Origin of the sequence: Mycobacterium sp. TKK-01-0059 (genome assembly GCF_000709305.1) — a bacterium.
In the GTDB taxonomy this organism is placed as follows: domain Bacteria; phylum Actinomycetota; class Actinomycetes; order Mycobacteriales; family Mycobacteriaceae; genus Mycobacterium; species Mycobacterium intracellulare.
This window is the reverse complement of sequence record NZ_KL446993.1, coordinates 156,076-170,649: the sequence shown is the minus strand read 5'-3', so window position 1 is coordinate 170,649 and position 14,574 is coordinate 156,076. Positions and strand designations below refer to the sequence as shown.

Sequence of the window (14,574 nt, the reverse complement as noted above, 5' to 3'; positions counted from 1 at the left end):
CTGATGAACCGCGCCGGCGACGATGCAGAGCGTAGCGATGAGAAGGAGCGGTGCTGATGAACCGCGCCGGCGACGATGCAGAGCGTAGCGATGAGGAGGAGCGGCGCAGATGAACATCGACATGGCCGCACTGCATGCGATCGAGGTGGATCGGGGCATCTCGGTCAACGAGCTGCTCGAGACCATCAAGTCCGCGCTGCTCACCGCCTACCGGCACACCGAGGGCCATCAGAACGACGCGCGGATCGAGATCGACCGCAAGACCGGCGTCGTCCGGGTGATCGCCCGGGAGACCGACGAAGACGACAACGTCATCAGCGAATGGGACGACACCCCCGAGGGCTTCGGGCGCATCGCCGCCACCACCGCACGCCAGGTGATGCTGCAGCGATTCCGCGATGCCGAGAACGAGCGCACCTACGGCGAGTTCTCCACGCGTGAGGGCGAGATCGTCGCGGGCGTGATCCAGCGTGACAGCCGGGCCAACGCGCGCGGCCTGGTGGTGGTCCGGATGGGCACCGAGACGAAGGCGTCCGAGGGCGTGATCCCGGCGGCCGAGCAGGTCCCCGGGGAAAGCTACGAACACGGCAACCGCGTGCGGTGTTACGTGATCGGGGTGACCCGCGGGGCCCGCGAGCCGCTGATCACGCTGTCGCGGACCCACCCCAACCTGGTCCGCAAGCTGTTCTCCCTGGAGGTGCCCGAGATCGCCGACGAGTCGGTCGAGATCGTGGCCGTGGCGCGCGAGGCCGGCCATCGCTCCAAGATCGCGGTGAAGTCGAACCTGCCCGGCCTGAACGCCAAGGGCGCCTGCATCGGCCCGATGGGGCAGCGGGTCCGCAACGTGATGAGCGAGCTCTCCGGCGAGAAGATCGACATCATCGACTACGACGAGGACCCGGCCCGGTTCGTCGCCAACGCGTTGTCGCCGGCCAAGGTGGTCTCGGTGTCGATCATCGACCAGTCCGCCCGCGCCGCCCGGGTGGTCGTCCCCGATTTCCAGTTGTCACTGGCCATCGGCAAGGAGGGGCAGAACGCGCGGCTGGCCGCCCGGCTCACCGGATGGCGCATCGACATCCGCGGGGACTCGCCCGGCGGGCACGCGGAGAGCGAGCCCGAACACGGCGCCACCCACGGAATGGCCCACGACCGCTAGGGCGCGCCCGCACACCCTCGGGCGGTGCTGACCATCGATCCGGTGACGCTAGACTAGCCGTGATCCAGCGTGAGCCTTCGGCCTCCGAAACCCAGAAGGGCGCACCGACACATGGGTGGACCCGTGCGGACGTGTATCGGGTGCCGAAAGCGAGAGTTGGCCGTCGAACTGCTTCGCGTGGTGGCTGTGCCGACCGGGAACGGCGAATTCGCCGTGATCGTTGACACAGGCAGTCGCCTGCCGGGGCGGGGTGCGTGGCTGCACCCCGTGCCGCACTGCGCACAACAGGCGATCCGGCGGCGGGCTTTCACCAAGGCGCTGCGCATCACCGGTTCACCGGACACCTCCGCGGTGGTCGAGCACATAGAGTCGCTGAGTGCGCCCGATCGCCCGGCAACAGAACAGGTAGCAAAGAACATGAGCACACCGTGAAGTCCCGATGACAATGTGTCATAGCTAAACCCGAGGCGCGGCCCCACGACTGTCGCCTCATAGACAGGAGATGTAGTGGCAGGTAAGGCCCGCGTACACGAGTTGGCAAAGGAACTCGGTGTCACCAGCAAGGAAGTCCTCGCCCGACTGAATGATCAGGGCGAATTCGTCAAATCCGCATCGTCGACGGTGGAAGCGCCGGTCGCTCGCCGGCTGCGCGAGTCCTTCGGGGGCGGCAAGCCCGCGGCCGAGAAGGCCCCCGCGAAGGCCGCGAAAGGCGACGCCAAGGCGGCCGCCAAGGCCCCCGACAAGTCGCTCGACGCGGCCCTCGACAACGCGATCAACAAACCCGCCGGCAACGGCGAAGCGACCGCGACGCCGGCCCAGCCCGGTGGCGCGGCGCCCGCCGCCGCCCAGGCCTCCGGCGCCGCGCCGAGCGACGCCCCGGCGCGACCGGGGCCGGCCCCCGCGCGCCCGTCGGCGCCGTCGCCAGGGCAGCCGAAGCCGCCCGCTCCCGGCCAGGCGCCGCACCCCGGCATGACGCCGGGCCCGCGCCCCGGCCCCATCCCCAAGCCCCGCGCCCCGCGCGTCGGCAACAACCCGTTCTCGTCGGCGCAACCCGTCGACCGGCCCATCCCGCGCCCGGCGGCGCCGCGTCCCGGAGCGCCCCGTCCGGGCGCGCCGCGGCCCGGCGCCTCCCCGGGCAACATGCCACCCCGGCCCGCCGGCGCCGCCGGACAGGGCCGCCCGCCGCGCCCCGGCGCCCCGCGGCCCGGCGGCGGCCGGCCCGGTGGTCCCGCCGGTCGTGACGGGGGAGGCGGCAACTACCGCGGCGGTGGCGGCGGAGTCGGCGCCCCGCCCGGAGGCGGCGGCGGTTTCCGCGGCCGCCCCGGTGGCGGCGGTGGCCGTCCCGGCCAGCGCGGCGGTGCGGCCGGCGCGTTCGGCCGTCCCGGCGGCGCGCCCCGGCGTGGCCGCAAGTCGAAGCGGGCGAAGCGCGCCGAGTACGAGAACATGCAGGCCCCGGTCGTCGGCGGTGTGCGGTTGCCGCACGGCAACGGCGAGACTATCCGGCTGGCCCGCGGCGCGTCGCTCTCCGACTTCGCCGACAAGATCAACGCCAACCCGGCCTCGCTGGTGCAGGCGCTGTTCAACCTCGGTGAGATGGTGACGGCCACCCAATCGGTGGGCGACGAGACGCTCGAGCTGCTGGGCAGCGAGATGAACTACGTCGTCCAGGTCGTCAGCCCGGAGGACGAGGACCGCGAGCTGCTCGAGTCCTTCGACCTGACCTACGGCGAGGACGAAGGCACCGAGGAAGACCTGCAGACCCGCCCGCCGGTGGTGACCGTGATGGGTCACGTCGACCACGGTAAGACCCGGCTGCTGGACACCATCCGTAAGGCCAACGTGCGCGAGGCCGAGGCGGGCGGCATCACCCAGCACATCGGCGCCTACCAGGTGTCCGTCGAGCACGACGGCGACGAGCGGCCGATCACCTTCATCGACACCCCGGGTCACGAGGCGTTCACCGCCATGCGTGCCCGCGGCGCGAAGGCCACCGACATCGCGATCCTGGTGGTCGCCGCCGACGACGGCGTCATGCCCCAGACGGTGGAGGCCATCAACCACGCGCAGGCCGCCGATGTGCCCATCGTGGTGGCGGTCAACAAGATCGACGTGGAGGGCGCCGACCCGGCCAAGATCCGCGGCCAACTCACCGAATACGGTTTGGTGGCAGAGGATTTCGGTGGCGAGACGATGTTCGTCGACATCTCCGCCAAGCAGGGCACCAACATCGACGCGCTGCTCGAGGCGGTCCTGCTGACCGCCGACGCCGCCCTGGACCTGCGGGCCAACCCCGACATGGAGGCCCAGGGTGTCGCGATCGAGGCGCACCTGGACCGCGGCCGCGGGCCGGTCGCGACCGTGCTGGTGCAGCGCGGCACGCTGCGCGTCGGCGACTCGGTGGTCGCCGGCGACGCCTACGGGCGCGTGCGCCGCATGGTCGACGAGCACGGCGACGACGTCGAAGAGGCGCTGCCGTCGCGGCCCGTGCAGGTCATCGGGTTCACGTCGGTGCCCGGCGCCGGTGACAACCTGCTGGTCGTCGACGAGGACCGCATCGCCCGCCAGATCGCCGACAAGCGCAGCGCGCGCAAGCGCAACGCGCTGGCGGCCCGCTCGCGCAAGCGGATCAGCCTGGAGGACCTGGACTCGGCGCTGAAGGAAACCAGCCAGCTGAACCTGATCCTCAAGGGCGACAACGCCGGTACGGTCGAGGCGCTCGAAGAGGCCCTGATGGGCATCCAGATCGACGACGAGGTGGCGCTGCGCGTCATCGACCGCGGTGTCGGTGGCATCACCGAAACCAACGTCAACCTGGCGTCGGCGTCGGACGCGGTGATCATCGGCTTCAACGTGCGGGCCGAGGGCAAGGCCACCGAGCTGGCCAACCGCGAGGGCGTGGAGATCCGCTACTACTCGGTGATCTACCAGGCGATCGACGAGATCGAGAAGGCCCTGCGCGGCATGCTCAAGCCGATCTACGAGGAGAACCAGCTGGGTCGCGCCGAGATCCGGGCGATCTTCAGGTCCTCCAAGGTCGGCATCATCGCCGGCTGCATGATCAGCTCCGGCGTGGTGCGGCGCAACGCCAAGGCCCGGTTGCTGCGCGACAACGTCGTGGTCACCGAGAACCTCACGATCAACTCGCTGCGACGCGAAAAGGATGATGTGACCGAGGTCCGCGAGGGCTTCGAATGCGGTATGACGCTGGGCTATTCCGACATCAAGGAAGGCGACATCATCGAGTCCTACGAGCTGGTCCAAAAGGAACGGTCGTGACCCGGCATGGCTGACCCCGCCCGGGCCCGCCGCCTGGCCAAGCGGATCAACACGATCGTCGCCTCGGCGATCGAGTTCGAGATCAAGGACCCCGGGCTCGACGGGGTCACCATCGTGGACGCGAAGGTGACCGCCGACCTGCACGACGCGACCGTGTTCTACACGGTCATGGGGCGCACGCTGGACGACGAGCCGGACTACGGCGCCGCCGCGGCCGCGCTGGAGCGGGCCAAGGGCGCGCTGCGCACCATGGTCGGGGCGGGCACCGGCGTGCGCTTCACGCCCACCCTCACGTTCACCCGCGACACCACGTCGGACAACGTGCAGCGGATGGACGAGTTGCTGGCGCGGGCCCGCGCCGCGGACGCTGATCTGGCGCGGGTTCGTTCGGGCGCCAAGCCGGCTGGGGAGGCCGATCCATACCGGGATAGCGGATCGGGCGCCGAGCCCGGCCTCGACGGGAGCATCGGTGACGACGACCAACGCGAATACTGAACTGGCCGGTGTGGGTGCACGCGTCGACGCGCCGGCCGCCGTCGACCTACTGTCGGACGCCGCCACCGTCGCGGTGATCGCCCACGTGCATCCAGACGCCGACACCATCGGCGCCGGTCTGGCGCTGGGTTTGGTGCTCGACAAGTGCGGCAAGCGGGCCGAGGTCAGTTTCGCCGAGCCCGCCGGCCTGCCGGAATCGCTGGCATCGCTGCCGGGCCGCCACCTGCTGGTCAGCCCGGACGCGATGCGCCGCGACGTCGATCTGGTTGTCACCGTTGACGTTCCGAGCGTCAAGCGGCTGGGCGCGTTGAGCGAGCTGGCCGTGTCGGGCGCCGAGGTGCTGGTGATCGACCACCACGCCTCCAATGACATGTTCGGCACCGCCAATTTCGTTGACGTGTCGGCGGATTCGACCACGATGATGATCGCCGACATCCTCGACGCGTGGGGCAAGCCCATCGATCCCGACGTCGCGCACTGCATCTACGCCGGCCTGACGACCGATACCGGATCGTTCCGCTGGGCCAGCGCGCGCGCCCTTCGTCTGGCCGCCCGGCTGGTCGACGCCGGCGTGGACAACGCCGCCATCAGCCGGACCCTGATGGACACCCATCCGTTCGGATGGCTGCCGCTGCTGTCGCGCGTGCTGGCGTCGGCCCAGTTGGTGCCGGGCGCGGCCGGCGGCCGAGGGCTGGTGTATGCCGTTGTCGGCCACCAGGATTGGAGCGGCTCCCGCCCGGAGGAAGTCGAAAGCATCGTCGACATCGTGCGGACCACGCAGCAGGCCGAGGTGGCCGCGGTCTTCAAGGAGGTCGCGCCGGGGCAGTGGTCGGTATCGATGCGGGCCAAGGCCGAAGTGGACCTGGCGACGGTCGCGTCCGCATTCGGCGGCGGCGGGCACCGGCTGGCGGCCGGCTACTCGACCACCGGCCCGATCGAGGACGCCGTCGCGGCGCTGCGCACCGCGCTCGGGTGACCGAGCCGGATCGACCCGACGCCGGGGGCCGTCGGATCGCCGGCCTGGCGCTGCCCGCGCTGGGCGTGCTGGCGGCCGAACCGCTCTACCTGCTCTTCGATACCGCGGTCGTCGGCCGGCTCGGCGCCCTGAGCCTGGCCGGGCTGGCCATCGGCGGGCTACTGCTCAGCCTGGTGGGTTCCGACCTCACCTTCCTGTCCTACGGCACGACGGCACGCTCGGCCCGCCACTTCGGCGCCGGCAACCGCTCGTCGGCGGTGACCGAGGGCGTGCAGGCGACGTGGTTGGCGCTGGGGCTGGGCGCGCTCGTCGTGATCGCGGTGCAGGCCGCGGCGGTGCCGCTGGTGTCGGTGATCGCCGGCGGCAAAGTGGGCGGGGAGGCGATCGCCGCGGCGGCGCTGCCGTGGCTGCGCATCGCGATCTTCGGCGCCCCGGCCATTTTGGTGTCGCTGGCGGGGAACGGGTGGATGCGCGGCGTGCAGGACACCGTCCGCCCGCTGCGTTATGTGGTTGCCGGCTTTGGTCTTTCGGCGCTGCTGTGCCCGCTGTTGGTCTACGGCTGGCTGGGGTTGCCGCGGTTGGGGCTGGCCGGATCGGCGGTGGCCAACCTGGCGGGCCAGTGGCTGGCCGCGGTGCTGTTCGGGCGCGCGCTGCTGGCCGAGCGGGCACCGCTGCGGCTGGACCGCGCCGTGCTGCGGGCCCAACTCGTGATGGGCCGGGACCTGGTGGTGCGGACGCTGGCTTTTCAGGCCTGCTTCGTCTCGGCGGGCGCGGTCGCCGCCCGATTCGGCGCCTCGGCGCTGGCCGCGCATCAGGTCGTGCTGCAGCTGTGGGAATTCCTTGCGCTGGTGCTGGATTCGTTGGCGATAGCGGCGCAGGCCCTCGTGGGCGCCGCGCTGGGCGCCGGTGACGCCGCGCACGCGAAATCGGTGGCGCGGCGGGTGACGCTGTTCTCGGCGGCGGCCGCCGCCCTGCTGGCGGCCGTCTGCGCGGTCGGGTTTTCCGCGCTGCCCCGCCTGTTCACCGACGACCGTTCGGTGCTGGCCGCGATCGGGGTGCCGTGGTGGTTCCTGGTGGCCCAATTACCCTTTGCCGGAATTGTTTTCGCCCTGGATGGCGTGCTGCTGGGTGCGGGGGACGCCGCGTTCATGCGCACCGCCACCGTGATCAGCGCGCTGGTCGGCTTCTTGCCGTTGATCTGGCTGTCGCTGGTGTTCGGCTGGGGTCTGGCCGGCATCTGGACGGGGCTGACCACGTTCGTGCTGCTGCGGCTGGTCTTCGTTGGCGCCCGGGCGATCTCGGGCCGCTGGGCGGCCACCACGGGCCGCTAGAACGCCCAGCTGCCCGAGCGCTGCACGACGAATCCGTGGTCGCCGCTGGTGGTGTCCAGGCAGGCGACCAGGTTGTCGGCTCCCACCGCGCAGGTGACGTTGAGGTAGGTCAACTTCTGGCCCGCGGCCAACAGCTTGGCGCCCGTGGGCAGCGCGGGCGGGTTGCCGTCGCATCCGCTGTAGGACATGCGGCTCAACTGGTAGCCGGGGCCCTTGAAGTCGACGGAACCCACGACGCAATCGCCCGGCCGCGGGCGGCCCCCGGGGATGGGGACGTCGTCCATGCCCGACATGTCGCCCTTGCACTTGATGTCCTGTGAGGGTTGCGGCGCGGGCGCCGGCCCGCCGTAAAAGTCACAGACCAGCGCGTACGGGGCCGAAAAGGCGATCCGCGGCGAGGCGCCGGTGCTGAGGTAGCCCTCGGCGGGGACGGCGGTGTAGCCGTCGAGGTTGGGGAACTTCGGCGGTGGCTGGGCGGCCGCGAGGGGCGCACCGGCCGCGATCGCCGATGCCGCCAGCGCCAGGCAGGCGAGCGCCCTGCTGATTCCCACAACCGCGCGCATCACCTGATCGTATTGGGTGGCCGGAAATCGGCCCGACCGGACCGCCCGGTCAGCGGACCTGGGCCCGGCCGCGTTGCAGCACGGCCTCGCGGTTGGCGGCGATGTCGTCGCCGCTGGTCCGGAATTGCCGGGCCGCCATCGCCTCCTGCCAGAGTCCCGCGCCGGTCTGCGCGTCGTCGATGCGGTGATACGACGCCAGCAGCGCCCGCACCGCGTCCTGGTTGTTCCCCACGATCGACGCGGCGACCTGGCGCGCGGCACCCAGCAGCCGCTCGTGGGGCACCACCTCGGTCACCAGGCCGGCGCGCAGCGCGTCGGCGGCGGACAGGTAGTCGCCGGTCATGCTCATCCGCCGGGCCAGGCCGATGCCCACCTTCTGCGGTAACCGCACGCTCAGCCCCCAGGTGGGCAGCAGGCCCACCCGGGCGTGCGTGTCGGCGAAGCGGGCGTTCTCCGAGGCGATCAGGATGTCGCAGTACAGCGCCAGCTCCAGCCCGCCGGTCACCGCGGCGCCGTTGATGGCGCCGATCACCGGCTTGGTCATCGCCGGCCACCGCGGCGAGATGTCCGGCAGCGCCGACGAGCCACCGAGCTCCTTGAGATCGAGTCCCGCGCAGAACACCGGGTCGGCGCCGGTGACGATGACGACGTCGACGTCGTCGTCGGTTTCGGCGTCGGCCAGCGCGCCGAAGAAGCGGTCCCGCAACGCCGAGGACAGCGCGTTGCGCGATTGGGGTCGGTTCAGGGTCAGGGTGCGGACCCGTTCCTCGGTGTCGATCAGCAGGATCTCGTCGGTCATGAATGCAACCGTAGAGATGGCTCCGCGAGCAGACGCAAAGACCCCACGACACGCCGCTCAGGAGGTGCTTTTGTGTCTGCTCGCGCGGGTAGAGGGCACCGGGCGTAGCGCTTATCGTGGGGACCATGTGCCGGAACATCACCGAACTGCGGGGTCTTCAGCCGGCGGCCACCGCGGAGGAAATCGCCGCGGCGGCCCGCCAGTACGTGCGCAAGGTCAGCGGCATCACGCACCCGTCGGCCGTCAACGCCGAGGCGTTCGAGCAGGCGGTCGCCGAGGTCACCGAGACGACGACCCGGCTGCTCGGGCGGCTGGCCCCGCGGCGTCAGCCGCCCAAGACGGTGCCGCCGTTGCGCCGGCCCGAGGTGGTGGCCCGGCTGGCGGGTGCGACGTGACGGTGACCGCCACGATGCCCGCGCTCAAAGAGTGGAGCGCCGCGGTCCACGCCCTGCTCGACGGCCGCCAACGGGTCCTGCTGCGCAAGGGGGGCATCGGGGAGAAGCGGTTCGACCTTGCCGCCCGCGAATTCCTGTTGTTCCCGACGGTCGCGCACAGCCACGCCGAGCGGGTGCGCACCGAACATCGAGACCTGCTCGAGCCCGCCGCCGCCGACAGCACCGACGACGAGCTGGTGATCCGCGCGGCCGCGAAAGTCGTTGCGGCGGTGGCCGTGGAGCGGCCCGACGGCCTGGCGGCCATCGAGGACCTGCACATCTGGACGCCCGAGTCGGTGCGCGCCGACCGGCTCGATTTTCGCCCCAAGCACAAGCTGGCCGTGCTGGTGGTGTCGGTGAGCCCGTTGGCCGAACCGGCGCGCATCGCCCGGACGCCCGAATACGCCGGCTGCAAGAGCTGGGTGGAGCTGCCGGTGCACGCACCGTTAACGGCGCCGGTGCACGACGATCCCGCGCTAGACGCCGTCGCCGCCCGCGTCCGCGACGCCGTCGGCTGACAACTCCGCTGGGCCGACGGGCAACACCAGCCGGGAGCGTCCGTAGCGCACGCTGTGGGTGACCGGCGTGGCGCGCCGCGCGGTCAGCACCGGTTCGTCGCCGCCGAGGTTGTGCGCGTAGCGCGGGGACCAACTGCCGGCGATCAGCACCCGGATGCGTGACCCGGCGCGGAACCGGTGGGCGATGCCGTCGAGCTCGAGGCGAACGACCTTCTCCGACTTCGTCTTCGCCGCGGTGGCCAACCGGCGGTAGGCCTCGCTCACGTTGCGCGACCGGCCCTTCGGATCGACCTCGCTCACCCGCACGAACAGGTCGACGTGCGGATTGTCGGCGCCGTGCGCGAGCTCGACGACCGGGGTTCCGTAGGCGTACAGGTCCTGGGTGAGGGTGGCGCTGGTGAACGCCAGCACGTCGGCGCGCGACGCGAGCCGGCCGTCGTCGCGGTAACCGCCGTTGGCGGACAGCATCGGGCCGCCGATGGTCGGTGTCGGATCGGCCGGGTCGTAGCGAAATGTGGCCGGGGACAGACCTTTCAGCGTCGGGGCGGTCTCACCCAGGTAGCCACCGGGCCGCAGGTACAGCGCACGCTCGGTGGTGACGGGCGGCCACGCGGGCAGGCTGCGCCACCCTTGGCCCCGACCCACGCCGGTGACATAGACCCGGACCGGGGCGGGCCGGCGGGCGGGGGCCCCGCCAAGGTGGGTGCCCAGCCAATCCAGCGTCTCCCGGGCGCAGGTGGCGAGCCCGGTGGTGAGCAGCTGGGTGTGCGTCCACGGGCCGACGGTGAGCGCGACATCGACTCCCCGGCCGTGCAGATGCGCGTACTGCCGCAGCGTCTGCCCGATGAAGAGGTCCTGCCAGCCGCCGATGAGCAGCACGGGCACCTGAACCCGGTCCAGCGCCTCGTTGCAGCGCAACGCATTCCAGAAGGGATCGCCGGGATCGCTGTGTTCGGCCCACGATTCGAACCAGGGTGCGCCCGTGCCGAGCAGGGCCCGGGCGGCGTCGCCCAGTGGCGTCGCGGCCGCGGCCCGCGGCACCTTGCGGCGGGTCTGCAACTGGCGCAGCGCGGCGCGGGCCCGCACCGGGTCCTCCTGGTGCGCCACCATGTCGCTCCAGCCCAGGAAGTCGTTGACCGCGAACGACCCTGTGCCCCAAGTCGATTCGTTGAAGTCGTGCGGTCCCACCGCGATCACCGCGGTCGCCAGTTCCGGCGGGGGATCCTGCAACAGGGCCCACTGCGTGAATCCCAGGTACGACATGCCGATGGTGGCGAAGCGGCCGGTGAACCACGGCTGCTCACGCAGCCATGCGACGGTGTCCGCGCCGTCGGCGATCTCGTCGGCCATCGGCTCGAAAACTCCGCCGGACCCGAACGTTCCGCGCACGCTCTGCAGCACCACGTGGTAGCCGCGCGCCGCGTACAGTGCACCGAATATCAGGGTGAACGGGAATCCGCGTCCGTAGGGGCTGCGGATCAGCAGGGTGCCGACGGGGGTGGCGGGCGTGTAATGGTCGGCCACCAAGGCGACCCCGTCGCGCATCGGCACGCGCACGCGCTCCACGGTGTAGTCGGTGGTCGCCGGCGGCAGACCCAGCAACCGGCCAAGGGCCTTGCCGCCCAAGTGATTCAGGGTGTGCAGTGTCGGCTGCGCGGGGCGGATCGAGGTGATGCTCACCCTAGAACTTGTAATACGGAGCGAGGTCGTTGGCGCGCTGCAGGTTGGTCTGCATGCAATCGACCTCGGGCTCGGAGTAGACGGTCGAGTAGTACAGCGCCTGCTGCAGCACCCCGTAGCTGGTCTTGAACACGACCATGCAGGAGTAGAACCAGTAGCTGTTGTGATAGGTCGGCTTGAGCACCCAGTACTGCGCGGCGCGGTGGCCCGCGATCGTCGCCTCGACGGCGTCGGCGGGCAGCGAGGCCTCGTAGGTGCGCCAGATGATCGGCTCGACGGCCACCTGATAGTTGCCGGCGTCGAAGTGGCAGCGCAGCCCGTCCTCGTGCTCGGGCGGCGTGAATCCCAGCCCGAGGCGCTGGACGACGTCGAACGGGATGTCCTCGCACGCGTCGAACGGGCGCGGATCGGTGGTCGCCACGATCGGGCTCTTCATCGTGGTTTCCATCGGCTGGGCGGTCGACCGCAGCTCGACGGGGCGGTCGCCGCCGCCCGGTAGGGAAGGGGAGCCGGACAACACGCCCACCGTGCCCCCGATGGCCGCTGTGAGCAGCGCACCGAGCGCCCCCATCAGACGAACATTGGCGAACACGACACCCCCTGACGCCGCAGCGGTCCTTTCGGGGGAGTGTACAAGTCGCGCGCTCGAGGTCACAGGCAAAGGTGAACTTGTTCTAGTTCACCCGCCGACCGGGCGCGAAAACAGATCGCCCGGCCCGGGTCGTTAGGGTGGTTATTCGTGGCTGGGCATAGATCGGGGCAGGACTCGACCAACGGTGGGCAACCGACGCTGTGGGCGGTGTCCGACCTGCACACCGGTCACCTCGGCAACAAGCCGGTCACCGAATCGCTGCATCCGTCGTCGCCGGACGACTGGCTGATCGTCGCCGGCGACGTCGCCGAGCGCACCGACGAGATTCGCTGGGCCCTTGACCTGCTACGACGGCGGTTCGCCAAGGTGATCTGGGTGCCCGGCAACCACGAACTGTGGACCACCACCCGCGACCCCGTGCAGGTCTTCGGCAAGGCGCGCTACGACTACCTGGTCAACATGTGCGACGAGATGGGTGTGATCACCCCGGAGCATCCGTTCCCGGTCTGGACCGAGCGCGGCGGTCCGGCCACGATCGTGCCGATGTTCCTGCTCTACGACTACAGCTTCTTGCCCGACGGGGCCACGAGCAAAGCCGAGGGGCTGACCATCGCGCGGGACCGCAACGTGGTGGCCACCGACGAGTTCCTGCTCTCCCCGGAGCCGTACCCCACCCGCGAGGCGTGGTGCCGCGAGCGTCTGGAGATCACCCGTGCCCGCCTCGAAGAGCTGGACTGGATGACGCCGACCGTTCTGGTGAACCACTTCCCGTTGGTCCGCGATCCCTGCGACGCGCTGTTCTACCCGGAGTTCTCGCTGTGGTGCGGAACCACCAAGACCGCCGACTGGCACACCCGCTACAACGCTGTCTGCTCGGTCTACGGTCACCTGCACATCCCGCGCACCACCTGGTATGACGACGTGCGCTTCGAGGAGGTGTCGGTGGGCTATCCGCGGGAGTGGCGGCGCCGCAAGCCGCCCAGCTGGCTGCGCCAGGTGCTGCCGGATCCCCAGTACGCGCCCGGTGACCTCAACGACTTCGGCGGCCACTTCGAGATCACCCCCGAGATGCGACAGCAGGCCACGCAGTTCCGGGAACGGTTGCGGCAGCGGCAATCACGATGACGGGGGAGCACACGCTGGTGTCCTCCGTGTTGCCGGCCACCGACGGCCTGGCCTACTCGGAGGTGTATTCCGATCCGCCCGATCTCGCCCCGCTGCCCGAAGAGGAGCCGTTGATCGCGAGATCGGTGGCCAAGCGGCGCAACGAGTTCATCACCGTCCGGCACTGCGCCCGCATCGCGCTGGGCGAGCTCGGCCTGCCGCCGGTGCCGATCCTCAAGGGCGAGAAGGGAGAACCCTCCTGGCCCGACGGCGTGGTCGGCAGCCTCACCCACTGCACGGGGTACCGCGGCGCGGTGGTGGGCCGCACCGGCGCGCTGCGCTCGGTGGGCATTGACGCCGAACCGCACGACGTGTTGCCCGACGGCGTGCTCAACGCGATCAGCCTGCCGGCCGAACGCACCGAGATCCCCGCCCACCTGTCGGGGGATCTGCATTGGGACCGAATCCTGTTCTGCGCCAAGGAGGCGACGTACAAGGCGTGGTTTCCGCTGACCAAGCGGTGGCTGGGTTTCGAGGACGCCCACATCACGTTCGAGTCCGACGGCCCCGGCGCGGCGACGGGCCGGTTCGTCTCGCGGATCCTGATCGATCCGGCGGCGCTGTCCGGTCCGCCGCTGACGGAGCTGGCGGGCCGCTGGTCGGTCGAGCGCGGGCTGGTGCTGACCGCCATCGTCCTGTGAGCGGTCCGGGCATCGTCGTCGTCGACAAGCCGCCGGGGATGACCAGCCACGACGTGGTGGGCCGCTGCCGCCGGATCTTCTCCACCCGGCGGGTGGGGCATGCGGGGACCCTGGACCCGATGGCCACCGGGGTGCTGGTGATCGGCGTCGAGCGCGCCACCAAGATCCTCGGCCTGCTGTCGGCTTCGTCGAAGTCGTACGCGGCCACCATCCGCCTGGGCCAGAGCACGTCGACCGACGACGCCGAGGGCGAGCTGGTGCACAGTGTCCCGGCGGGGCACCTGACCGCCGAGGCGATCGGGACCGCCGTCGAGGGGCTGCGGGGTGACATCGCGCAGGTGCCCTCGACGGTCAGCGCCATCAAGGTGGGCGGCAAGCGCGCCTACCGCCTGGCCCGCGAGGGCCACGCCGTCGAGCTCGAGGCCCGCCCGGTGCGCATCGACCGGTTCGACGTGCGCGACGTCCGCCCGGGACCGCACGGCCTGGACGTGCTCGACGTCGACGTCGAGGTCGAGTGCTCGTCGGGGACCTACATCCGTGCGCTGGCCCGCGATCTGGGTGCCGCGCTGGGGGTGGGCGGGCACCTGACGGCGTTGCGCCGCACCCGGGCCGGCCGCTTCGGGCTGGACCAGGCGTATTCGCTCGACGAGCTCGCCGAGCGGCCGCGGCTGAGCTACAGCCTCGACGAGGCCTGCCTGCTGATCTTCCCGCGCCGGGAGTTGTCCGCCGGGGAGGCCGACGCCGCCGCCAACGGCCGGTCCCTGCCGGCGGCCGGGATCGACGGCGTCTACGCCGCATGTGACCCCGACGGCCGGGTGATGGCGCTGTTGCGGGACGAGGGGGCGCGGACCAAGTCGGTGGTGGTGGTCCGCCCGGCGACGCTTTAGCCGCCCCGGCCGAACGGTTGGTTGGGGTCCGTTGCACACTGGAATGCCTACGGGGCGAGGGA

15 protein-coding genes are annotated in these 14,574 nt (G+C 71.0%); 11 read left to right on the top strand and 4 right to left on the bottom strand.

All coding sequences use genetic code 11. The features are described from left to right. Positions 1-109 precede the first annotated feature (109 nt). The 6 genes from nusA to K883_RS00900 all read left to right on the top strand — a co-directional run bounded on the left by nusA (position 110) and on the right by K883_RS00900 (position 7,234). On the top strand, positions 110-1,156 hold the full coding sequence (gene nusA / locus K883_RS00925) for a transcription termination factor NusA (protein WP_008258725.1): 1,047 nt from the start codon (positions 110-112) through the stop codon (positions 1,154-1,156). Positions 1,157-1,312: 156 nt separating this feature from the next. Then, a complete protein-coding gene (locus K883_RS00920; protein ID WP_009955965.1) occupies positions 1,313-1,588 on the top strand; it encodes a YlxR family protein in 276 nt (91 codons plus the stop codon). A gap of 75 nt (positions 1,589-1,663) precedes the next feature. Beyond that, positions 1,664-4,432: a translation initiation factor IF-2 gene (gene infB / locus K883_RS00915; protein ID WP_036453383.1), complete on the top strand. Its 2,769-nt coding sequence runs from the start codon at positions 1,664-1,666 to the stop codon at positions 4,430-4,432. A gap of 6 nt (positions 4,433-4,438) precedes the next feature. Next, a complete protein-coding gene (gene rbfA, locus K883_RS00910) occupies positions 4,439-4,927 on the top strand; it encodes a 30S ribosome-binding factor RbfA (RefSeq protein ID WP_008258717.1) in 489 nt (162 codons plus the stop codon). After that, positions 4,902-5,903 (top strand): DHH family phosphoesterase, encoded by a 1,002-nt coding sequence (locus K883_RS00905; RefSeq protein ID WP_179300155.1) that lies wholly within the window; start codon positions 4,902-4,904, stop codon positions 5,901-5,903. Before rbfA ends, K883_RS00905 begins: the two co-directional genes overlap by 26 nt. Beyond that, entirely contained in the window at positions 5,900-7,234 is a 1,335-nt protein-coding gene (locus K883_RS00900; protein ID WP_020823177.1) for an MATE family efflux transporter, read from the top strand. The genes K883_RS00905 and K883_RS00900 overlap by 4 nt, the downstream gene beginning before the upstream one ends. Here the strand turns inward: K883_RS00900 and K883_RS00895 are convergent. Both K883_RS00895 and K883_RS00890 read right to left on the bottom strand, forming a co-directional pair. Continuing rightward, positions 7,231-7,797, bottom strand: a complete 567-nt coding sequence (locus K883_RS00895) for a hypothetical protein (protein WP_036453382.1) — start codon at positions 7,795-7,797, stop codon at positions 7,231-7,233. The two genes, K883_RS00900 and K883_RS00895, sit on opposite strands and share 4 nt — an antisense overlap. Before the next feature lie 49 nt (positions 7,798-7,846). Continuing rightward, positions 7,847-8,596 (bottom strand): enoyl-CoA hydratase, encoded by a 750-nt coding sequence (locus K883_RS00890; protein WP_014942587.1) that lies wholly within the window; start codon positions 8,594-8,596, stop codon positions 7,847-7,849. Positions 8,597-8,721: 125 nt separating this feature from the next. Between K883_RS00890 and K883_RS00885 the strand changes: the two genes are divergently transcribed. Beyond that, positions 8,722-8,991, top strand: a complete 270-nt coding sequence (locus tag K883_RS00885; RefSeq protein ID WP_008258698.1) for a DUF2277 domain-containing protein — start codon at positions 8,722-8,724, stop codon at positions 8,989-8,991. Positions 8,992-9,005: 14 nt separating this feature from the next. Continuing rightward, positions 9,006-9,548 (top strand): DUF1802 family protein, encoded by a 543-nt coding sequence (locus K883_RS00880; RefSeq protein WP_165606215.1) that lies wholly within the window; start codon positions 9,006-9,008, stop codon positions 9,546-9,548. Here the strand turns inward: K883_RS00880 and K883_RS00875 are convergent. Both K883_RS00875 and K883_RS00870 read right to left on the bottom strand, forming a co-directional pair. Next, complete coding sequence (locus K883_RS00875; protein ID WP_036453378.1) at positions 9,507-11,228, bottom strand: CocE/NonD family hydrolase; 1,722 nt, start codon at positions 11,226-11,228, stop codon at positions 9,507-9,509. The two genes, K883_RS00880 and K883_RS00875, sit on opposite strands and share 42 nt — an antisense overlap. Before the next feature lies 1 nt (position 11,229). Continuing rightward, entirely contained in the window at positions 11,230-11,820 is a 591-nt protein-coding gene (locus K883_RS00870) for a hypothetical protein (protein ID WP_036453376.1), read from the bottom strand. 147 nt (positions 11,821-11,967) lie between these two features. On the opposite strand from K883_RS00870, the gene K883_RS00865 reads away from it, so the two are divergent. From K883_RS00865 to truB, 3 genes are read left to right on the top strand one after another with little or no spacing between them, the layout of a single operon-like run. Continuing rightward, positions 11,968-12,945: a metallophosphoesterase family protein gene (locus tag K883_RS00865; RefSeq protein ID WP_036453373.1), complete on the top strand. Its 978-nt coding sequence runs from the start codon at positions 11,968-11,970 to the stop codon at positions 12,943-12,945. Then, positions 12,942-13,625 carry a 4'-phosphopantetheinyl transferase PptT gene (locus tag K883_RS00860; protein ID WP_036453372.1) on the top strand — a complete coding sequence of 228 codons (684 nt, stop codon included), beginning with the start codon at positions 12,942-12,944 and terminating at the stop codon, positions 13,623-13,625. Before K883_RS00865 ends, K883_RS00860 begins: the two co-directional genes overlap by 4 nt. Further along, complete coding sequence (gene truB / locus K883_RS00855) at positions 13,622-14,512, top strand: tRNA pseudouridine(55) synthase TruB (protein WP_036453369.1); 891 nt, start codon at positions 13,622-13,624, stop codon at positions 14,510-14,512. Before K883_RS00860 ends, truB begins: the two co-directional genes overlap by 4 nt. Positions 14,513-14,574: the final 62 nt, after the last annotated feature.

What these genes read in the sequence shown, in the direction of transcription:
- K883_RS00885 (WP_008258698.1), top strand. Translation starts at nt 8,722, where the DNA reads ATGTGCCGGAACATCACCGAACTGCGGGGTCTTCAGCCGGCGGCCACC.
- K883_RS00880 (WP_165606215.1), top strand. Translation starts at nt 9,006, where the DNA reads ATGCCCGCGCTCAAAGAGTGGAGCGCCGCGGTCCACGCCCTGCTCGAC.
- K883_RS00895 (WP_036453382.1), bottom strand. Translation starts at nt 7,797, where the DNA reads ATGCGCGCGGTTGTGGGAATCAGCAGGGCGCTCGCCTGCCTGGCGCTG.
- rbfA (WP_008258717.1), top strand. Translation starts at nt 4,439, where the DNA reads ATGGCTGACCCCGCCCGGGCCCGCCGCCTGGCCAAGCGGATCAACACG.
- K883_RS00860 (WP_036453372.1), top strand. Translation starts at nt 12,942, where the DNA reads ATGACGGGGGAGCACACGCTGGTGTCCTCCGTGTTGCCGGCCACCGAC.
- K883_RS00890 (WP_014942587.1), bottom strand. Translation starts at nt 8,596, where the DNA reads ATGACCGACGAGATCCTGCTGATCGACACCGAGGAACGGGTCCGCACC.
- nusA (WP_008258725.1), top strand. Translation starts at nt 110, where the DNA reads ATGAACATCGACATGGCCGCACTGCATGCGATCGAGGTGGATCGGGGC.